Consider the following 21057-nt stretch of genomic DNA (forward strand, 5'->3'; position numbering starts at 1 on the left):
CGACATGTCACTGAACAGAACGCAAATCGTCGACTGGCTGTACCGCTGCGGCGACATTTTCACCAAACAGAGCGATTTTCTCACCGGCCTTGATAAAGAGATCGGCGACGCCGACCACGGCCTCAATATGCATCGCGGCTTCAGCAAAGTCGTCGAAAAGCTGCCGTCGATCGCCGATAAAGACATCGGTTTTATTCTCAAGAATACCGGGATGACGCTGCTTTCCAACGTCGGCGGCGCCAGCGGCCCGCTGTTCGGCACCTTCTTTATCCGCGCCGCCCAGGTCACCCAGGCGCATCAGAGCCTGACCCTCGACGAGCTTTATCAGATGATCCGCGAAGGCGCGGACGGCGTCGTCAACCGCGGTAAAGCGGAGCCGGGCGATAAGACGATGTGCGACGTCTGGCTGCCGGTAGTGGAATCCCTGCGTCATTCCAGCGAGCAGCATTTGTCTATCCCCGCCGCGCTGGATGCCGCCTGCGAAGTGGCCGAGCGCGCCGCCCACGCCACCATCACCATGCAGGCGCGTAAAGGCCGCGCCAGCTATCTCGGCGAGCGCAGTATCGGGCATCAGGATCCCGGCGCGACCTCGGTGCTGTTTATGGTTCAGATGCTGGCTGCCGCCGCCAAAGAGTAAGGAAATCGCGATGGTAAACCTGGTTATTGTTTCTCATAGCGCCCGGCTGGGCGAAGGTGTCGGAGAACTGGCCCGGCAGATGTTAATGAACGATGGCTGTAAGCTGGCGATCGCCGCCGGGATCGACGATCCCGACTGCCCGATCGGCACCGATCCGATTAAAGTCATGGAGGCGATTGAATCCGTCGCCGATACCGACCATGTACTGGTGATGATGGATATCGGCAGCGCCCTGCTCAGCGCCGAAACCGCCCTCGATCTGCTCGATCCGGCGATTGCGGCAAAGGTGCGGCTGTGCGCCGCGCCGCTGGTCGAAGGGACGCTGGCGGCCACCGTCAGCGCCGCCTCCGGCGCCGGGATCGACAAGGTTATCGCCGATGCCATGAACGCCCTGGAAGCCAAGCGGGTTCAGCTGGGTTTACCCTCGCACACGCCTGACGCCGCCGCCCCAACGCTTGCTGACGACGGCGACGCTAAATCGGTTTCAGTCATTATTAACAATCACAACGGCCTGCACGTGCGTCCGGCATCGAAGCTGGTCGCCGCGCTGGCGGGTTTTAACGCCGACCTGGTGCTGGAGAAAAACGGCAAATGCGTTACCCCGGACAGTCTGAATCAAATCGCTCTGCTGCAGGTGCGCCGCCACGATAAGCTGCGCCTGCTGGCCCGCGGTCCGGACGCCGATGCGGCGCTGGCGGCGTTTCAGGCGCTAGCCGCCGATAACTTCGGCGAGTCGCCGGAGGCGCAGCCGACTGCGGAACCCGCCATACCTGCGCGTGTTGAAGGCGCGGCGCTGCTTTATCCGCTGGCGCCGATCCAACCGGCGCTCCCCGCCGCCGCCGACATCGCCCGCGAGCAGCAGCGCCTGCGCCAGGCGATCGACCAGACGCTGGCCGATCTCAATGCGCTCACCGAGCTGGCGGAAAACAAATTTAACGCCGATATCGCGGCGATCTTCGCCGGTCATCACACTTTACTCGACGATGAAGATCTGTTTGATGCCGCCAACGATCGTCTGCTCACCGAACAGTGCTCGGCGGAATGGGCGTGGCATCAGGTGCTGATGGAGCTCAGCCAACAGTATCGCCAGCTGGATGACGCCTACCTGCAGGCGCGCTATATCGATATCGAAGATATTCTGCAGCGCACGCTACGCCATCTGCAGGGTATTAAGGAGACGCTGCCATTCGCCAGTGAGCCGACGATTATTATCGCCGACAATATTTATCCCTCGACCGTACTCCAACTGGATGCCAGCAAGGTCACCGGCCTGTGCCTGCGCGACGGCAGCGAACAGGCCCACGGCGCGATTATCGCCCGCGCGGCGGGGATCGCCTGGCTATGCCAGCAGGGCAACGCGCTGAATGATATTCAGCCTGGCGAAGCCATCACGCTCGATATGCTTCAGCAACGTCTTATTCGTCGCTAAATCCACTTTGACCGTTACCACTCCGGAGGCCCGCCTCCGGAGGGTGAGTTTTCGCTTACTGTTCAGGAACCACTATGTCTCAATTCTTTTTTAACCAGCGCGCCAGCCTCGTTAACGACGTGATCGAGGGAACCATTATTGCCAGCCCGTGGAACAACCTCGCCAGGCTGGAGAGCGACCCGGCGATCCGCGTGGTGGTGCGCCGCGATCTGAATAAAAACAACGTGGCGGTGATTTCCGGCGGCGGCTCCGGCCATGAACCGGCGCACGTCGGCTTTATTGGTAAAGGCATGCTGACCGCCGCGGTCTGCGGCGATCTGTTCGCCTCGCCGAGCGTCGATGCGGTACTCACCGCGATTCAGGCGGTGACCGGCGAGGCGGGCTGTCTGCTGATCGTTAAAAACTACACCGGCGATCGGCTTAACTTCGGCCTCGCGGCGGAGAAAGCGCGCCGTCTTGGCTACAACGTGGAGATGCTGATCGTCGGCGACGATATTTCGCTGCCGGATAACAAACAGCCGCGCGGTATCGCCGGGACCATTCTGGTGCATAAAGTGGCGGGCTATTTCGCCGAGCGCGGCTTCAACCTCGCCACCGTCCTGCGCGAAGCGCAATACGCCGCCAACCACACCGCCAGCATCGGGGTGGCGCTGGCCAGCTGTCACCTGCCGCAGGAAGCGGAAAGCGCGCCGCGCCATCAGCCTGGCCACGCCGAGCTGGGGATGGGCATCCACGGCGAGCCGGGAGCTTCGACGATCGCGACCCATAACAGCGCGGAAATCATGCAGATTATGGTAGAGAAGCTGACCGCCGCCCTACCTGAAACCGGCCGCCTGGCGGTGATGCTCAATAATCTCGGCGGCGTGTCGGTGGCCGAGATGGCGATCCTGACCCGCGAACTGGCCAACACCCCACTCCTTACGCGCGTTGACTGGTTGATTGGCCCCGCTTCGCTGGTAACGGCGCTGGATATGAAAGGCTTCTCGCTGACCACTATCGTGTTGGAAGAGAGCATTGAAAAGGCGCTGCTGTCGGATGTCGAAACCGCCAGTTGGCAGAAGCCGGTGCAGCCGCGGGCCGTTAATATCATGCCGTCCGCGCTCGCCAGCGCACGCGTCGCCTTTACGCCATCGGCCAACCCGCAGGTGGGCGATTACGTGGCGCAGGTGACCAGCACCCTCTCCGGCCTCGAAGCCCATCTCAACGCGCTGGACGCCAAAGTGGGCGACGGCGATACCGGCTCCACTTTCGCCGCCGGCGCGCGCGAGATTGCCGCTCTGCTGCAACGCCAGCAACTGCCGCTCAATGATTTACCCACGCTGTTCGCGCTGATTGGCGAACGCCTGACGGTGGTAATGGGCGGCTCCAGCGGCGTCTTGATGTCGATTTTCTTCACCGCCGCCGGGCAGAAGCTGGAGCAAGGCGCCAGCATGGCGGAAGCGCTGAATGCCGGTCTGGGGCAGATGAAATTTTACGGCGGCGCCGATGAGGGCGACCGGACGATGATTGATGCTCTACAGCCGGCGCTGGCGGCGCTGTTGGCCGAACCGGATAATCTGCAGGCCGCTTTTGCCGCGGCGCAGGCCGGCGCGGATCGCACCTGCCAGTCGAGCAAAGCCGGCGCCGGACGCGCCTCCTATCTCAACAGCGAGAGCCTGCTCGGCAATATGGACCCCGGCGCCCACGCGGTAGCGATGGTGTTTAAGGCGCTGGCTGAGCGCTAAGCCTCCCCCGGTGGCGCTGCGCTTACCGGAGCGACGTAACACCGCCGAATAAAAGCCCGGATAAGGCGCAACGCGCCGCCATCCGGGTTTACCGCTCTATCTATTATTTGCTATGCCAGTACGCCTGTGAACGCACCAGCTGCTGATCGATACTCGGATCCTCAAAGCGCGCCAGCAGCGATTTCACCACCGCGCCTTCACCGGTCAGCCAGATGAAATAATCTTCTGACGGCACCTTAACCTGCGCCAGGCGCTCGGCGACGAACGCCGGGTTGTGGCCTACCACCCATTCGATATTAAAGCCGTCGAGATCCGCCAGATAATCTTTATACGAAGCATCCGCAATAGAGACGATGGCCGTCACCTGCGGCGTCACCGGCAGCTGGCGCAATCCCAGCAGGCGGCGGCGCAGCGCCGGCATTCCCGACTCGTCACAGACATAAAGCTGCCAGGCGTAATCTTCCGGCACCACCAGCGAACCGCGCGGCCCGCCGATCACCAGCTTATCGCCGACGTTGGCTTCCAGCGCCCAGCGGCTGGCAATACCGCCATCGTGGATATAAAAATCGTAAGCCAGCTCGTGGCGTTCGGCATCGTACAGCGGCGTGTAGTCGCGGGTCGCCGGGCGCACGCCCTCGCCCCAGTTAATGCCTTCGTCGGTCACTTCCGGCGGCGTAAATACGCTGCCCGCCTGCGGGAAAAACAGTTTAGTGTGGTCGTCAAAACCTTGGGAAACAAAGCCATCCAGCGCCTCGCCGCCCAGCACAATCCGCTGGAACGCCTGGCCGATACGCTCAACGCGCAGCACGGTTAATTCGCGAAAACGTAGTTCGTTACGCACGCGCTGCGGATATTTTGCTTGTTTAATTGTGGTCATCCGTCGTCGCCTTGTTGAAGGGTAAATAGATATATCTAAACTCAGTGCAAATGATAATGATTGCCATTAGTGAAAATGGCAAGTTTTTTTTGATATAAAGCGAGAGAAAGACACAATAAAGCCAAAAGCAAAAATAAATTATTTATTATCAATAAATTAAAAATAAACCATTGTCATTTATTATTTTTTAGATATAAATTAGATATATCAAAAATACAGGAGACATCGATGCGACATCATCACGAAGAGGGCCACGGCGAACAGGGCCGTCGCGGCGGTGGACGCCGCCAGCGTTTCTTTGGCCACGGCGAATTGCGCCTGGTGATCCTCGATATCCTTTCGCGCAACGCCAGCCACGGCTATGAGCTGATTAAAGAGATTGAGGCGCTGACGCAGGGCAATTACAGCCCCAGCCCCGGCGTTATCTATCCGACGCTCGACCTGCTGCAGGATCAGGGATTGATTAGCGTAGAAGAGGAGAATGGGCGTAAAAAAATCGCTATCACTGAAGAGGGACGCCGCCTGCGCGCCGAAAGCGGCGAGCTGTTAAGCCAAATTCAGACGCGCCTGCAGGAACGCATGGTCGGCTGCGAATTGCGCAAAAATCCGCAGATGAAACGCGCGCTGGAAAACTTTAAAGCGGTGCTGGACCTGAAGGTCAACCAGCAGAGCATCAGCGACGCTCAATTGAAACAGATCATCGGCGTGATTGACCGCGCGGCGATGGAAATCTCCCAGCTCGATTAACCTCTCGCACCACAATAGTTCCCAGGCTGCTCCATCACGCGGCAGCCTGCACCACCCCAATTCATACCGCTTCACACCCCAACGGCAGTTTATCTTGCAGCCTCAGGAATAAAACGTGCCAATAATTAAGTTATGAGATTAAATTTTGCACATTTGCGCCTTAACTTTGCGTTTATCCCGATTTTCATCGTCGCTGCCAGGCTGGCGTAATCCCTGCAATACTTAATTCAGTATCATGTGATACGCCCCCCCCAGGAGCACATTTTGAACAGGTTACCTTCCAGCGCATCGGCTCTGGCCTGCAGCGCGCACGCACTGAATCTCATCGAGAAGCAATCGCTCTCCCATGACGAAATGAAAGCACTGAACCAGGAGGTGAGAGAATACTTTAAAGAACATGTGAACCCGGGGTTTCTGGAGTATAGAAAATCGGTCACAGCCGGCGGGGATTACGGAGCCGTAGAGTGGCAAGCGGGAGGGTTAAATACGCTTGTCGACACCCAGGGACAGGAGTTTATCGACTGCCTTGGTGGGTTTGGCATCTTCAATGTAGGGCACCGTAATCCAGTTGTGGTATCCGCCGTCGAAAATCAACTCGCGAAACAACCGCTTCACAGCCAGGAGCTACTGGACCCGCTGCGGGCCATGCTGGCGAAAACGCTGGCGGCCTTAACGCCCGGCAAGCTCAAATACAGTTTCTTCTGCAATAGCGGCACGGAATCGGTGGAAGCGGCGCTGAAGCTGGCAAAAGCCTATCAGTCTCCGCGCGGCAAGTTTACCTTCGTCGCCACCAGCGGCGCATTTCACGGTAAATCGCTCGGCGCGCTGTCGGCCACCGCGAAATCGACCTTCCGCAAACCGTTTATGCCGCTGCTGCCGGGCTTCCGTCACGTGCCGTTCGGCGATATTAACGCCATGCGTTCCATTCTGAGCGAATGCAAGAAAACCGGTGATGACGTCGCGGCGGTGATCCTTGAGCCTATCCAGGGCGAAGGCGGCGTGATCCTGCCGCCGGCGGGTTACTTACCGGCGGTCCGTAAACTGTGCGACGAGTTTGGCGCGTTGCTGATCCTCGACGAAGTACAGACCGGCATGGGCCGCACCGGCAAGATGTTCGCCTGCGAGCATGAAAACGTGCAGCCGGATATTCTGTGTCTGGCTAAAGCGCTCGGTGGCGGCGTAATGCCGATCGGCGCGACGGTAGCGACGGAAGAGGTCTTCTCGGTGCTGTTCGATAACCCATTCCTGCACACCACCACCTTCGGCGGCAACCCGCTGGCCTGCGCGGCGGCGCTGGCGACGATCAACGTCTTGCTCTCGCAGAACCTGCCGGCGCAGGCGGAGCAAAAAGGCGATCTGTTGCTGGACGGCTTCCGTCAACTGGCGCGCGAATATCCGGATCTGGTGAATGAAGTCCGTGGGAAAGGCATGCTGATGGCCATTGAGTTTGTCGATAACGAGATTGGCTATAACTTTGCCAGCGAGATGTTCAGACAGCGGGTGCTGGTCGCCGGGACGTTAAACAACGCCAAGACGATCCGCGTTGAACCGCCGCTGACGCTCACCCTCGAACAGTGCGAACAGGTGCTGAAGGCGGCGCGCAAGGCGCTGGCGGCACTGCGCGTTTCGGTCGAAGAGACATAATTCACACCCGACCCTCTCCCGCTGGGAGAGGGTATTTTCGCGTTATACCACCCGCACGCCTGCCGGCATGACGCGCTCCGGCGTCAACAGCACGCTTTCGCTTTCATCCTCGGTTTCCGCGCATAACAGCATGCACTCAGAAGTTTCACCACGCATTTTGGCTTTCGCCAGATTACACAGCACCACCACCGTTTTCCCCAGCAGCTCTTCTTCGCTGTAGTAGGGCACCAGGCTGGTGACCGTCTGCAGCGTGCGGTCGCCGACATCAATCCGCGCAATGTACAGTTTGTCGGCATTGTCATGGCGCTTCACCTCGACAATCTTGCCGACGCGCATCTCCAGTTTGGCAAAATCAGCGTAAGCTACGGTATCCATCTCTCACCTCCAGTAAATTTTTACTAAAAGATAGCAAGTTTTTGCCGTTCGTCTGCATAATGCTGAGAATAATGCTACTTCTGTCACGCTATCGCCGGGGAAAACAGCCCTCGCGCGCAGGCGTTTTTTACTGAAATAAGGTGCAGGACGCGACGCTTGCTTTACAATGGATGAGCAAACATGGGCAACGTCCGATAAAGGAAAAAGATGGCAACGCTAAAAGACATTGCGACCGAAGCGGGTGTTTCGCTGGCGACGGTTTCCCGGGTGTTAAACGACGATCCCACCCTGAACGTGAAAGAAGAGACCAAGCATCGCATTCTCGAGATTGCGGAGAAGCTTGAATATAAAAGCAGCAGCGCGCGTAAAACGCAGGTCCTACCCGTCGGCCACCATCATATCCTGGCGCTGTACAGCTACCAGCAAGAGCTGGAAATTAACGACCCTTACTATCTCGCCATTCGCCACGGTATTGAAACCCAGTGCGAAAAGCTCGCCATCGAGCTCACCAACTGCTATCTCAATAACACCCTGCCCGAGCTGAAAAAGGTCACCGGCGTATTGATTATCGGCCAGCCGACGCGCGAGCTGCGCGAAACCGCCAGCGCGCTGACCGACAATATCTGCTTTATTGATTTCCACGAAGCCGGCAGCCCGTACGATGCGGTGGATATCGACCTGGTACGTATCGCTAAAGAGGTGGTCGACTTCTTTATCCAGCAGGGCGCGTCGCGTATTGGATTTATCGGCGGCCAGGACCAGCCCGGCAAGGCCGATATTCGCGAAGTGGCGTTTGTGGAGTACGGCCAGTTGAAGGGCGTGGTTTCAGCCGATGATATCTGGCGCGGCGGTTTTTCCAGCTCGTCCGGTTATGAGCTGGCGAAGCAGATGCTGGCGCAAGCGGAATTTCCGCGGGCGCTGTTTGTCGCCTCGGACTCCATCGCCATTGGCGTGCTGCGCGCCATTCACGAACGCGGGCTGGCGATCCCGGAAGATATTTCGCTGATTAGCGTCAATGATATCCCCACCGCGCGCTTTACCTTCCCGCCGCTGTCGACGGTGCGGATCCACTCCGAAATGATGGGTAGTCAGGGGGTGAACCTGCTGATCGAGAAGGCCCGCGATGGCCGCGCCCTGCCGCTTAACGTTTTTGTTCCCAGCGTGTTGAAGCTGCGCGGCACCACCCGTTAATCCAACCCCATCCCGGCGGCGCTTCGCTTAGCCGGGCTACCGGTCCTGGCCAGAACGCCATTCTGTAGGCCGGGTTAGGCGCAGCCGCCACCCGGCACAAAGCGGCTTCATCCCCCATCCAGTTCCCCGGCGGCGCTTCGCCTGGCCGGGCTACCTGTCCTGGCCAGAACGCCATTCTGTAGGCCGGGTAAGGCGCAGCCGCCACCCGGCATAAAGCGGCTTAATCCCCATCCAGTTCCCCGGCGGCGCTCCGTTTAGCCGGGCTACCGGTCCTGGCCGCAACGCTATTCTGTAGGCCGGGTAAGGCAAAGCCGCCACCCGGCACAAAGCGGCTTAATCCCCCATCCAGTTCCCCGGCGGCGCTTCGCCTGCCCGGGCTACCGGTCCTGGCCGGAACGCCATTCTGTAGGCCGGGTAAGGCGCAGCCGCCACCCGGCATAAAGTGGCTTCATCCCCCATCCAGTTCCCCGGCGGCACTTCGCCTGGCCGGGCTACCGGTCCTGGCCGGAACGCCATTCTGTAGGCCGGGTAAGGCGCAGCCGCCACCCGGCACAAAGCGGCTTCATCCCCCATCCAGTTCCCCGGCGGCGCTTCGCTTAGCCGGGCTACCGGTCCTGGCCGGAACGCCATTCTGTAGGCCGGATAAGGCGCAGCCGCCACCCGGCATAAAGCGGCTTCATCCCCCATCCAGTTCCCCGGCGGCGCTTCGCCTGGCCGGGTTACCGGTCCTGGCCGGAACGCCATTCTGTAGGCCGGGTAAGGCAAAGCCGCCACCCGGCATAAAGCGGCTCATTTTGTGATCAAGTTAAAGTAAATCATCCCTGACGATTTTATTTAGTAAAAGTTTTACTAAAATGAGTTTTATCTTATTAAGCCGTTCAGGGAGGCGATATGAATCGCTGGGAAAACCTTCAACTCACTCATGAAAACAGGCTGCCGCCGCGGGCGTATTTCTTCTCTTACGACTCACTGGCCCAGGCGCGGACCTTCGCCCGCGAAACCAGCAGCCGCTTCCTGTCCCTCAGCGGGCAGTGGAACTTCCGCTTCTTCACCAACCCGCTGCTGGTACCGGAGAGCTTTACCTCATGCTATCAGAACGAGTGGGGGCCAATTACCGTACCGGGTATGTGGCAGATGGAAGGCTACGGTCAGCTGCAGTACACCGACGAAGGTTTCCCCTTCCCCATCGACGTGCCCTATGTCCCGACCGATAACCCGACCGGCGCCTACCAGCGCCTGTTCACCCTCGGCGACGGCTGGCAGGGCAAACAAACCATCATTAAATTCGATGGCGTCGAAACCTATTTCGAAGTCTACGTTAACGGCCAGTACATCGGCTTTAGCAAAGGCAGCCGCCTGACCGCCGAGTTCGATATCAGCGCGGCGGTGAAAACCGGCGACAACCTGCTGTGCGTGCGCGTGATGCAGTGGGCGGACTCCACCTATATTGAAGATCAGGACATGTGGTGGTCGGCGGGCATTTTCCGCGACGTCTATCTGGTGGGGAAAAATCCGCTGCACGTGCAGGATTTCACCGTGCGCACCGATTTTAACGATGACTACATCGACGCGACCCTCTCCTGCCAGCTGACGCTGGAAAACCTGGCTCCGCAGACGGCGGCGGCGACGCTGGAATATACCCTGTTCGACGGCGAAAAGGCGCTTTATTCGGGCAACGTCGGTCAACTGCAGGTCAGCCAGCAGCTGAACACTGGCTTCACGATTGATGTGAGCGCGCCGCAGCAGTGGTCGGCGGAAAGCCCGTATCTTTATCATCTGGTGCTGACGTTAAAGAACGCCGCCGGCGAGGTGCTGGAAATCATCCCGCAGCGCGTCGGTTTCCGCGATATCAAAGTGCGCGACGGCCTGTTCTATATCAATAACCGCTACGTGATGCTGCACGGCGTAAACCGCCACGATAACGATCATCTGAAAGGCCGCGCGGTCGGCATGGATCGCGTGGAAAAAGATCTGCTGCTGATGAAGCAGCACAACATCAACTCGGTGCGCACCGCCCACTACCCGAACGACCCGCGTTTCTATGAAATGTGCGATATCTACGGACTGTTCGTGATGGCGGAAACCGACGTGGAGTCCCACGGTTTCGCCAACGTCGGCAACCTCAGCGCCATCACCGACGACCCGGCCTGGGAACACATCTACGTTGAGCGCATCGTGCGCCACGTGCACGCGCAGAAAAACCATCCGTCGATCGTCATCTGGTCGCTGGGTAACGAATCCGGTTATGGCTGCAACATCCGCGCCATGTACCACGCCACCAAAGCGCTGGATGATACCCGGCTGGTGCACTACGAAGAGGATCGCGACGCCGAGGTGGTGGATATCATCTCCACGATGTATACCCGCGTACCGCTGATGAACGAATTCGGCGAGCACCCACATGAAAAACCACGCATTATTTGCGAATACGCCCATGCGATGGGCAACGGTCCCGGCGGACTAACTGAATATCAGAACGTTTTTTACCAGCACGACTGTATCCAGGGCCACTACGTGTGGGAATGGTGCGACCACGGTATTCAGGCCAGCGACGAAAACGGCGCGGTGTGGTACAAATTCGGCGGCGATTATGGTGACTACCCGAACAACTACAACTTCTGTCTTGATGGCCTGATTTTCTCCGACCAGACGCCGGGGCCGGGCCTGCGCGAATACAAACAGGTCATCGCGCCGGTAAAAGTGCAGGCGCGGGATATCTGCCGCGGCGAACTGCGGGTGGAAAACAAACTGTGGTTCTCCACTCTCGATGACTACACCCTGCGCGTTGAAGTGCGCGCCGAAGGCGAAACGCTCTCCAGTCAGTTGCTGAAAGTGAAAGACCTGGCGCCGAACAGCGGCCGCGACCTGCAAATCGCCCTCCCGCAGCTCGACGAACGTGAAGCTTTCGTCAACATCATGGTGACCAAAGATTCGCGCACCCCGTATAGCGAAGCCAATCACGATATCGCCGTCTATCAGTTCCCGCTTAAAGCGCGAACCGCCGCGCGAACGCCGCTGTTAAACGCCAGCGCCACGCCGCTGCAGATTGTCGATGAACGCCTCAGCTACACCATCTGCGGCCATAACTTCCGCGTGGTGTTCAGCAAGGTCAGCGGCAAACTGAGCGAATGGCAGGTCAACGGCGTCGACCAGGTAACCCGCGAACCGAAGATCAATTTCTTCAAGCCCATGATTGATAACCATAAACAGGAATACGAAGGACTGTGGCAGCCGGCCCACCTGCAGATAATGCAGGAGCATCTGCGCGAATTCAGCGCTGAAATAGAGGGCGAAACGGTGGTGATCACCACCCGTAGCGTGATTGCGCCGCCGGTGTTCGACTTCGGTATGCGCTGTACCTATCGCTGGCAGATTACCCCGCAGGGCCACATCAACGTTGAGTTGGCCGGCGAGCGCTACGGCGACTATCCACACATTGTCCCGTGCATCGGCTTTATGCTGGGCATTAACGGTGAGTTCGACCAGGTGAACTACTATGGCCGCGGGCCGGGCGAGAACTACGCCGACAGCCAGCAAAGCAACATCATTGATATCTGGCATACCACCGTCGACGATATGTTCGTCAATTATCCATTCCCGCAGAACAACGCTAATCGTCAGCACGTGCGCTGGGCATCGTTCAGCGACCGCCACGGCAGCGGTCTGCTGGTCGTTCCGCGCAATCCGCTCAACGTCAGCGCGTGGCACTTTACGGCAGAAAACCTGCACGCCGCCCAGCACTGCAACGAACTGCAGCGCAGCGATGACATCACCCTGAATATCGATGCGCAACTGCTCGGCCTCGGCTCCAACTCCTGGGGCAGCGAAGTGCTGGATAGCTGGCGCGTCTGGCTCAACACCTTCAACTATGGCTTTACGCTGCTGCCGCTGGAGGGCGGATGCGGCACCTCGCAGGTACTGGCGAACCATAGCTTCGGCGCCGGTTTCTTTTCCCCCGTTGCACACAGCGAGGCTGAATAATGAGAATTCTCGATAATTTAGAACAGTTTAAGCAGGTTTATCATAGCGGCCGCAAATGGCAGCGCTGCGTGGAAGCCATCAATAACATCGACAACATCCGCCCGGGCGTGGCGCATTCCATTGGCGATTCGCTCTCCTATCGGGTGGAAACCGATAGTACGACCGATGCGCTATTTGTCGGCAACCGCCGCTACTTTGAGGTGCACTATTACCTGCAGGGGCAGCAGAAAATCGAGTTTGCCGCCAAAGAAAATCTGCAAACCGTCGCCTGCTACCGCGACGAAACCGATCGCGAATACCTGAAAGGGATCGGTGAAACGGTGAAGGTTCACGAAGGGCAGATGGTGATTTGCGATATCGACGAAGCCTACCGCTTTATCTGCGATGCGCCGGTAAAAAAAGTGGTGCTGCGAGTCACGGTTGAAGACGGATACTTCCTCAATAAGTAAACCCGCGTTAAGCGACAAGGGAGGTCAACGGGTACACCCGTTGGCCTTTCGGTTCCAGCCCGCTAAGGCGGGTAGATGAATGATTGGAGGACGTATGTCCGAGTCTGTACGTGCCAAAATCGGCAAGTTCGCGCTGCTATCGATGGCCTTTACCGCCGTCTTTAACGTGCGAAATATCGTCAATAATAACATCGAGTTAGGTCTCAGTTCCGCGCCTATCTTCTTATTCGCCACTATCGTTTACTTTATCCCGTTCGTGTTTATCATCGCCGAATTTGTCTCGGCCAACAAACACTCTGAATCTGGGATGTACGCGTGGCTGAAGCAGCCGCTGGGTACCCGCGCCGCCTATCTTGGTTCCTTCCTCTACTGGTTTGTGAACCTGTTCTTTTTCCTCTCGCTGTTGCCGAACGTAGTGGCCTACGCCTCATACGCGATCACCGGGTACGCGATCCCCTTCTCGCCGATGGTGACCTCGCTTATCTCCATCGTGCTGTTCGCCATGGCCACCCATATATCCACCAAAGGGGCGACCTGGCTGGGTAAAATTTCCGAATGTGTGGCCTACGGCGTGTTCGCTTTGTTCGCGATTTACGTCGTCGGCGCGCTGACCGCGCTGGGTTCCGGTCACGTCCCGGCGCAGCCGATTACCCTGGCGGCGATGGAGCCGACCATCAACTGGGCGACGCTCGGTATCATGTGCTGGATTTTCCAGGCCGCGGGCGGCGCGGAAACCGTTGCCGCCTACCTCAACGACACTAAGGGCGGGCAGAAATCCTTTATTAAAGTCATCATCACCGCCGGGGTGCTGATTGGCGGTATGTATGCCTTAGGTTCGCTGCTGGTTAACGTCTTTGTCGCCCGTGAAAACCTGACCTACGCCGGCGGAATGGTGGAAATCTTTACCGGTCTCGGCGCCTACTTCCACATTTCTGAAGCGCTGATGGGCCGCTTCGTCGGCATCATTCTGTTTATCGCCATCTTCGGCAGCATGATGATGTGGACCGCCGCGCCGGTCAAAATCCACTTCTCGGAAATCCCGAAAGGTATCTACGGCCAGAAAACCACCGAGTTGAACGCCCACGGCGTGCCGGTACGCGCCGCCTGGTGGCAGTTCCTGTTCGTTTTCCTGATGTTGATTGTTAACGGCTTCGGCTCCGCCAGCGTGCAGCAGATGATGAACACCGCCATTAATCTCACCGCCGGCACCGCCATGCTGCCGCCGCTGTTCATCATGGCCGCCTACTTCGTCTTCCGCTGGAAACACGATGACACGCCGCGCGATTTCCGTATGGGCTCAAGGAAAGTGGGCATGAGCGTGGTCACCATGTTGATGGTTATTTTCGTCATCAGCATGACTGCTTCGGCTTTCCCGCCGGGTGTCGATCTGGTTAACGCTTTCTTTATCAACGTCTTTATGACCGCGGTCTTCTCCGGCCTGGCGTGGTGGTGGATCACCCGCTTTGAAAAAAAGCAGCAACGTCTGCGCGCCGCGGCGCCGGTTAACGCTGCCGCCGCCGGTAAGTAACGTTCCTGTCGTCCCGTCAGCCCCTCGTCGGCTGGCGGGATTTTTTTATCCCTCACCTGATTACGTATTACTCAACCTTTTTCGTGATCGAGTTAAAGCTATTCGGTTTCCTTACTTCTATTTACTAAAACTTTTACTAAAATCGACATTAATTCTTAACTACCTCTACCCTACAAACAACACAACCCCCTTCAGCGACCCTCTGAAGGACAATGTGTGGAGATGTGTTATGTCTGATACTAAACGTAATACCATCGGCAAGTTCGGCCTGCTATCGCTGACCTTTGCCGCCGTTTACAGTTTCAATAACGTCATCAACAACAATATCGAACTGGGGCTGGCGTCGGCGCCGATGTTCTTCCTCGCCACCCTGTTCTACTTCATTCCGTTTTGCCTGATTATCGCCGAGTTCGTGTCACTGAATAAAAACTCCGAGGCCGGGGTTTACGCCTGGGTGAAGAGTTCGCTCGGCGGCCGTTGGGCGTTTATCACCGCCTATACCTACTGGTTCGTAAATCTGTTTTTCTTCACCTCGCTGCTGCCGCGCGTGATCGCCTATGCCTCTTACGCCTTCCTCGGCTACGAATACATTCTGACGCCGTTCGCCACTACCGTGTTGAGCATGGCGCTGTTCGCTTTCTCCACCTGGATCTCCACCAACGGCGCGAAAATGCTGGGGCCTATCACCTCCGTCACCTCATCGCTGATGCTGCTGCTAACGCTCTCCTATATTTTGCTGGCCGGTACCGCGCTGGTAGGCGGCGTGCAGCCAGCGGATCCGATCACCGTCGAGGCGATGATCCCTAACTTCAACTGGGCGTTCCTTGGTATTACCACGTGGATCTTTATGGCGGCGGGCGGCGCGGAATCGGTGGCGGTATACGTCAACGATGTGAAAGGCGGCTCGAAATCCTTCGTCAAAGTGATCATCCTCGCCGGGATCTTCATCGGCGTGCTTTACTCGATCTCCTCCGTGCTGATCAACGTCTTCGTCAGCAGTAAAGAGCTGAAGTTTACCGGCGGATCGGTGCAGGTGTTCCACGGCCTGGCGGCTTACTTTGGCCTGCCGGAAATGCTGATGAACCGCTTCGTCGGCCTCGTTTCGTTTACCGCGATGTTTGGCTCGCTGCTGATGTGGACCGCCACCCCGGTAAAAATTTTCTTCTCGGAAATTCCCTCCGGCATCTTTGGTAAAAAAACCGTCGAGCTCAATGAGAACGGCGTCCCGGCGCGCGCGGCCTGGATCCAGTATCTGATCGTCATTCCGCTGATGATTATCCCGACGCTGGGATCCAACACCGTGCAGGATCTGATGAACACCATCATCAACATGACCGCCGCCGCTTCCATGCTGCCGCCGCTGTTCATCATGCTGGCCTACCTCAACCTGCGCCGCAAACTCGACCATCTGCCGCGCGATTTCCGCATGGGCTCGCGTACCACCGGCATCGTGGTGGTATCCATGCTGATTGTGATTTTCGCCATCGGCTTCGTCGCCTCAACCTTCCCAACCGGCGGCAACATCCTGACCATTATTTTCTACAACGTTGGCGGGATCGTGATTTTCCTTGGCTTCGCGTGGTGGAAATACAGCAGATACGTCAAAGGATTAACCCAGGAACAACAACAAATAGAAGCGGCTCCGGCTTCCCATACCTCTTAAATACCTTAAAAAAATGAAAACTCACACTTACTTATACGGGGCACTCGTTGCCCTGGCTTTTTGCGCCCCTGCGGCGGCCGCTGAGACTGTCCATCCGGCCGAGCACGACGATACCAAAACGCCGGAATTAACCACCACCTCCTATCGCTTTTACGGCGAATTGGGGGTTGGCGGATACATGGATTTAGAAGGCGAGGACAAACATAAATACAGCGATGGCACCTATATCGAGGGCGGGCTGGAGGTCAAAAACGGCCACTGGTTCGGGCTGATTTACGGCGAAGCCTGGACGGTACAGGCCGATAGCCAGGGCAATGCCTGGACGCCCGGCCACAGCTGGGGCGGCGTGGAAGGCGGCCTTAACCGCCTCTATGGCGGCTATAAAACCGATAACAACACCGAGATCATGCTCAGCCTGCGCCAGGACTCGTCGCTGGACGACCTGCAGTGGTGGGGCGACTTTACCCCCGATCTGGGTTATGTGATCCCCAATACCCGCGACATCATGTACGCGCTGAAGGTACAAAACCGCAGCGGCGATTTCCGCTATAGCGTCACCGCCACGCCGGCCGGTCATCACGATGAAAGCAAGGCCTGGCTGCACTTCGGCAAATATGATCGCTATGACGATAAGTACACCTATCCGGCAATGGTCAACGGCTACGTGCAGTACGACATCGTCAAAGATGTCACCTGGATGAACGGCCTTGAAGTGACCGACGGCACCGGACAGCTATTCCTGACCGGCGTTCTGTCGCCCAATCTGGCCTTCCGCGCCTGGCACCATACCGGCCGCGCCAAAGGGCTGGATGTTCCCGGCAGTGAAACCGGCTTTATGGCCAGCGCCATGTATGAAGCATTAAGCGGGCTCTACTTCTCCACCGCATACAGCTACGCCAAACACCACCCGGACCACGCCGCTGATGAAACCACCGCGTTTATGCAATTTGGCATCTGGTACGAATACGGCGGCGGGCGTTTCGCCACCGCCGCCGACAGCCGTTTCTATACCAGCAACGCCAGCGGCGACCCGAGCGACAAAATTTTCCTGATGCAATACTTCTACTGGTAACAAGGAGCCGAGATACCATGAACCTCACCACTACGCTGACGCCGCTGGCCTGCGCGCTGATGCTGAGTTTTTCCGCCCACGCCGTCACCGCGCAGGCGTTTAAAAACGTCATCGATCGTAGCGGCGCGCCGCAGTATATGCAGGATTTCGACGCCGATGACCACCAGCGCTTCAACCCCTTTTTCGACCTCGGGGCGTGGCACGGCCACCTGCTGCCCGACGGCCCGGCGACCATGGGCGGTTTCCCCGGCCCGGCGCTGCTGACCGAAGAGTACATCAACTTTATGGCCACCAACTTCGATCGCCTGACGGTGTATCAGAACGGCAAAAAGGTCGATTTCACCCTGCAGGCCTGGAGCCTGCCCGGCGCGCTGAAACAAACGCTGACCGCGCCCGGCGTGAAGGTGGAGATGACGCTGCGCTTCGCCAGCGCCCATACCTCGCTAGTGGAGACCAAAATCACCAGCAACACTCCACTGAAGCTGGTGTGGGATGGCGAACTGCTGGAAAAACTGGCCGCCAAAGAGGGTAAAGCGCTGTCGGGCAAAACCATTGATCAAGCTTTCCCGGACTATCAGCGCCGTCTGAGCGCCACGCCCGACGGCCTGACGGTCAGCTTTGGCAAGGTTCGCGCCGCCTCTGACCTGATGACTTCCGGCGAATCGCAGTATCAGATCCACCGTTCGCTGGCAACCGAGACCCGTATCGACGGTCACCGCTTCACCAGCAGCGCGGAGATCCGCGGCTCCACCACCCTCTACACCACTTATTCGCACCTGCTCACCGCGGAGCAAGCGCGACGGGAAAAAGCGCAGATCCGCGATATTCTGGCGCGCCCGGCTTACTATCTCACCGCCTCCGAACAGCGCTGGGACGGCTATCTGCAAAAAGGGCTCAGCAATCCAGACGCTACCGCTGAACAGACCCGCGTGGCGGTGAAAGCCATTGAGACGCTCAACGGCAACTGGCGCGCGCCGGGCGGCGCGGTGCATTACCACACCGTCACCCCATCCGTGACCGGCCGCTGGTTCTCCGGCAACCAGACCTGGCCGTGGGATACCTGGAAACAGGCCTACGCCATGGCCCACTTCAACCCGGATATCGCCAAAGAGAATATCCGCGCCGTCTTCTCCTGGCAGATTAAAGCCAATGATAAGGTGCGCCCGCAGGATGCCGGATTTGTGCCCGATCTGATTGCCTGGAACCTGAGCCCCGAGCGCGGCGGCGACGGCAGCAACTGGAACGAACGCAACACCAAGCCAAGCCTCGCGGCCTGGTCGGTGATGGAGGTGTATAACGTCACCAAAGATAAAGCATGGCTGGAAGAGATGTATCCGAAGCTGGTGGCCTATCACGACTGGTGGCTACGCAACCGCGACCATAACGGTAACGGCGTGCCGGAATATGGCGCGACCCGCGATAAGGCGCACAACACCGCCGACGGCGCCATGCTGTTCACGGTGAAAAAAGGGCAAACCGAGCAGACGCTTTCCGGCCTTAGCGCCTACGAGCAGGTGACGGCCAAAGGCGATTACGACAACCTCGAAATCCCGGCGCAGGTAGCGGCATCGTGGGAATCCGGGCGCGACGATGCGGCGGTATTTGGTTTTATCGATAAAGAACAGCTGGATAAATACGTCGCCAACGGCGGCAAACGCAGCGACTGGACGGTGAAATTCGCCGAAAACCGCGACCGCAACGGCAACCTGCTGGGATATTCGCTGCTTCAGGAGTCGGTCGATCAGGCCAGCTATATGTACAGCGATAACCACTATCTGGCGCAGATGGCGACCATTCTTGGCAAAGCGGAAGAGGCAAAGCGCTATCAGGCGCTGGCGGCGAAGCTGGCGGATTATATCAATACCTGCATGTTCGACCCGCAGACCCGCTTCTATTACGACATTCGTATCGAGGAACAACCGCTGGCCAACGGCTGCGCCGGTAAACCGATCGTCGAGCGCGGCAAAGGGCCGGAAGGCTGGTCGCCGCTGTTTAACGGCGCGGCGACGCAGCAACATGCTGACGATGTGGTTTCGGTGATGCTCGACCCGAAAGAGTTCAACACCTTTGTGCCGCTGGGTACCGCCGCGCTGACCAACCCGGCCTTTGGCGCCGATATTTACTGGCGCGGACGAGTGTGGGTGGATCAGTTCTGGTTCGGCCTGAAGGGAATGGAGCGCTACGGTCATCGCGATGAGGCGCTGAAGCTGGCGGACGCCTTCTTCCAGCACGCCAAAGGCTTAACCGCCGATGGCCCTATTCAGGAGAACTACAATCCGCTGACCGGCGCCCAGCAGGGGGCGCCCAACTTCTCGTGGAGCGCGGCGCATTTATATATGTTGTATAACGAGTTTTTCCGTAAGCCGTAATTCCCCTCACCCTAACCCTCTCCCCACAGGGGAGAGGGAACCGTCCGATGCCGTTTTTATTCACTGCCCCGGCCCGCTTTTCTCCCTCTCCCACTGGAGAGAGGGAACCGTTCGATGCCGTTTTTATTCACTGCTCCGGCCCGCTTTTCTCCCTCTCCCCTCGGGAGAGGGTCGGGGTGAGGGCTCGTCTCACACCGCCGGCAATAGGCCGATAAAGCTGCGCTTCTGCCGCGGCTGCGACATCATCTCCTCCAGCTTTTCGACGCAGGCTAAATAGTGCGGCGTCTTCTTATGCGCCAGCACCGCCTCATCGTCTTTATAGGCTTCGTAGATAAAAAAGCGGGTTTTCACCTCTGGATCCTGCAGGACATCAAAGCGCAGGTTGCCCGGTTCCCGCAGCGCGCCTTCGTGGTTGGCGCGAAACACCTCGAGAAACTCATCCACCCGCTCGGGTTTAATATTGATCTCCACCAGCGTTACGTTCATTTCAGCTCTCCCTGTTTTTCTTCCTGCCAGAACTGATACGCTTCGCGCGCGTTCAGATTCTCATGCACCACCTTTTTCACCGCCTTCAGCATCGCGCGCGGGGCGCTGGACTGGAAGATATTGCGCCCCATATCCACCCCGGACGCCCCCTGGTCGATTGCCCGCCAGCACATCTCCAGCGCCTCATGCTCCGGCAGTTTTTTACCGCCGGCGATGACGATCGGCACCGGACAGCTGGCGGTCACTTTTTCAAAGCCTTCCTCAACGAAATAGGTCTTCACAAACTGCGCCCCCATTTCGGCGGCAATCCGGCTGGCCAGCGAGAAGTAGCGCGCATCGCGGGCCATCTCTTTGCCGACGCCGGTAACCGCCAGTACCGGCATACCGTAGCGATTGCCGGCATCCACCAGTTTGATGATGTTATTGATCGACTGATGTTCGTATTCGCTGCCGATATAGACCTGCGCCGCCACCGCGCAAACGTTGAGACGCAGCGCGTCTTCCATCGCCACCGCCACGCATTCGTTAGAGAGTTCGCTCAAAATCGAATTACCGCCGGAGGCGCGCAGCACCACCGGCTTATTGGTGGCCGCCGGTACCTGGCTGCGCAGTACGCCGCGGGTGCACATCAGCACATCGGTGTCGGCAAACAGCGGCGCAATCGACAGGTCGATACGCTCAAGCCCGGTCGTTGGCCCCTGGAAGTAGCCGTGATCGAAGGCCAGCATCACCGTGCGGTTGCTGTGCGGATTAAAGATGCGCGCCAGCCGCGACTGCATGCCCCAATCCAGCGAGCCGCAGCCTTTCAGGGTATACAGCGTGTTCTGCTGCGGGCGGTCGATACCGAAGTCCTTACCCTCTTTGATGTCGTCTAAATCAGCCATC

General features: G+C 58.3%; 17 protein-coding genes. 12 read left to right on the forward strand and 5 right to left on the reverse strand.

The genetic code is table 11. The features are described from left to right. Window positions 1–4 precede the first annotated feature (4 nt). The 3 genes from dhaL (at window position 5) to PGS10_RS07845 (ending at window position 3790) form a co-directional block, all read left to right on the forward strand. Window positions 5–637: a dihydroxyacetone kinase subunit DhaL gene (gene dhaL, locus PGS10_RS07835; RefSeq protein WP_007372179.1), complete on the forward strand. Its 633-nt coding sequence runs from the start codon at window positions 5–7 to the stop codon at window positions 635–637. Window positions 638–647: 10 nt separating this feature from the next. Then, window positions 648–2066 carry a dihydroxyacetone kinase phosphoryl donor subunit DhaM gene (gene dhaM / locus PGS10_RS07840; protein WP_316422699.1) on the forward strand — a complete coding sequence of 473 codons (1419 nt, stop codon included), beginning with the start codon at window positions 648–650 and terminating at the stop codon, window positions 2064–2066. 74 nt (window positions 2067–2140) lie between these two features. Beyond that, entirely contained in the window at window positions 2141–3790 is a 1650-nt protein-coding gene (locus PGS10_RS07845; protein ID WP_316422700.1) for a glycerone kinase, read from the forward strand. Window positions 3791–3893: 103 nt separating this feature from the next. Here PGS10_RS07845 and PGS10_RS07850 read toward each other — a convergent pair whose 3' ends face one another. Further along, window positions 3894–4667 carry a siderophore-interacting protein gene (locus PGS10_RS07850; protein WP_316422701.1) on the reverse strand — a complete coding sequence of 258 codons (774 nt, stop codon included), beginning with the start codon at window positions 4665–4667 and terminating at the stop codon, window positions 3894–3896. Between the two features lie 228 nt (window positions 4668–4895). On the opposite strand from PGS10_RS07850, the gene PGS10_RS07855 reads away from it, so the two are divergent. Further along, a complete protein-coding gene (locus PGS10_RS07855; RefSeq protein WP_015369599.1) occupies window positions 4896–5414 on the forward strand; it encodes a PadR family transcriptional regulator in 519 nt (172 codons plus the stop codon). A 264-nt stretch (window positions 5415–5678) separates the two neighbouring features. Continuing rightward, the gene (ygjG, locus tag PGS10_RS07860) at window positions 5679–7058 is read left to right on the forward strand and encodes a putrescine aminotransferase (RefSeq protein WP_047043175.1); all 1380 of its coding nucleotides are present in this window, start codon (window positions 5679–5681) and stop codon (window positions 7056–7058) included. 42 nt (window positions 7059–7100) lie between these two features. On the opposite strand, the gene PGS10_RS07865 is transcribed toward ygjG, so the two are convergent. Then, complete coding sequence (locus PGS10_RS07865; protein WP_015369597.1) at window positions 7101–7433, reverse strand: tRNA-binding protein; 333 nt, start codon at window positions 7431–7433, stop codon at window positions 7101–7103. A 207-nt stretch (window positions 7434–7640) separates the two neighbouring features. Between PGS10_RS07865 and ebgR the strand changes: the two genes are divergently transcribed. Continuing rightward, a complete protein-coding gene (gene ebgR, locus PGS10_RS07870; protein WP_009485173.1) occupies window positions 7641–8624 on the forward strand; it encodes a transcriptional regulator EbgR in 984 nt (327 codons plus the stop codon). A gap of 333 nt (window positions 8625–8957) precedes the next feature. On the opposite strand, the gene PGS10_RS07875 is transcribed toward ebgR, so the two are convergent. Next, window positions 8958–9368: a hypothetical protein gene (locus PGS10_RS07875; RefSeq protein ID WP_316422702.1), complete on the reverse strand. Its 411-nt coding sequence runs from the start codon at window positions 9366–9368 to the stop codon at window positions 8958–8960. A 147-nt stretch (window positions 9369–9515) separates the two neighbouring features. Between PGS10_RS07875 and ebgA the strand changes: the two genes are divergently transcribed. The 6 genes from ebgA to ygjK all read left to right on the forward strand — a co-directional run bounded on the left by ebgA (window position 9516) and on the right by ygjK (window position 19686). Then, window positions 9516–12605: a beta-galactosidase subunit alpha gene (ebgA, locus tag PGS10_RS07880; RefSeq protein WP_316422703.1), complete on the forward strand. Its 3090-nt coding sequence runs from the start codon at window positions 9516–9518 to the stop codon at window positions 12603–12605. Continuing rightward, window positions 12605–13054: a beta-galactosidase subunit beta gene (locus PGS10_RS07885; protein ID WP_004900777.1), complete on the forward strand. Its 450-nt coding sequence runs from the start codon at window positions 12605–12607 to the stop codon at window positions 13052–13054. The genes ebgA and PGS10_RS07885 overlap by 1 nt, the downstream gene beginning before the upstream one ends. A 94-nt stretch (window positions 13055–13148) precedes the next feature. After that, window positions 13149–14582 carry an amino acid permease gene (locus PGS10_RS07890; RefSeq protein ID WP_047043183.1) on the forward strand — a complete coding sequence of 478 codons (1434 nt, stop codon included), beginning with the start codon at window positions 13149–13151 and terminating at the stop codon, window positions 14580–14582. 229 nt (window positions 14583–14811) lie between these two features. Next, the gene (locus tag PGS10_RS07895; protein WP_047065572.1) at window positions 14812–16245 is read left to right on the forward strand and encodes an amino acid permease; all 1434 of its coding nucleotides are present in this window, start codon (window positions 14812–14814) and stop codon (window positions 16243–16245) included. Between the two features lie 13 nt (window positions 16246–16258). After that, window positions 16259–17317 carry a protein YgjJ gene (gene ygjJ, locus PGS10_RS07900; RefSeq protein WP_316422704.1) on the forward strand — a complete coding sequence of 353 codons (1059 nt, stop codon included), beginning with the start codon at window positions 16259–16261 and terminating at the stop codon, window positions 17315–17317. A 17-nt stretch (window positions 17318–17334) separates the two neighbouring features. Then, window positions 17335–19686 carry an alpha-glucosidase gene (gene ygjK, locus PGS10_RS07905; protein ID WP_316422705.1) on the forward strand — a complete coding sequence of 784 codons (2352 nt, stop codon included), beginning with the start codon at window positions 17335–17337 and terminating at the stop codon, window positions 19684–19686. A 189-nt stretch (window positions 19687–19875) separates the two neighbouring features. On the opposite strand, the gene lsrG is transcribed toward ygjK, so the two are convergent. Both lsrG and lsrF read right to left on the reverse strand, forming a co-directional pair. Then, on the reverse strand, window positions 19876–20172 hold the full coding sequence (gene lsrG / locus PGS10_RS07910) for a (4S)-4-hydroxy-5-phosphonooxypentane-2,3-dione isomerase (RefSeq protein ID WP_045392277.1): 297 nt from the start codon (window positions 20170–20172) through the stop codon (window positions 19876–19878). Further along, on the reverse strand, window positions 20169–21056 hold the full coding sequence (gene lsrF, locus PGS10_RS07915) for a 3-hydroxy-5-phosphonooxypentane-2,4-dione thiolase (RefSeq protein WP_032733837.1): 888 nt from the start codon (window positions 21054–21056) through the stop codon (window positions 20169–20171). Before lsrF ends, lsrG begins: the two co-directional genes overlap by 4 nt. Window position 21057: the final 1 nt, after the last annotated feature.

It is taken from the genome of Klebsiella sp. 141153 (assembly GCF_032601995.1).
Lineage (GTDB): Bacteria > Pseudomonadota > Gammaproteobacteria > Enterobacterales > Enterobacteriaceae > Klebsiella > Klebsiella aerogenes.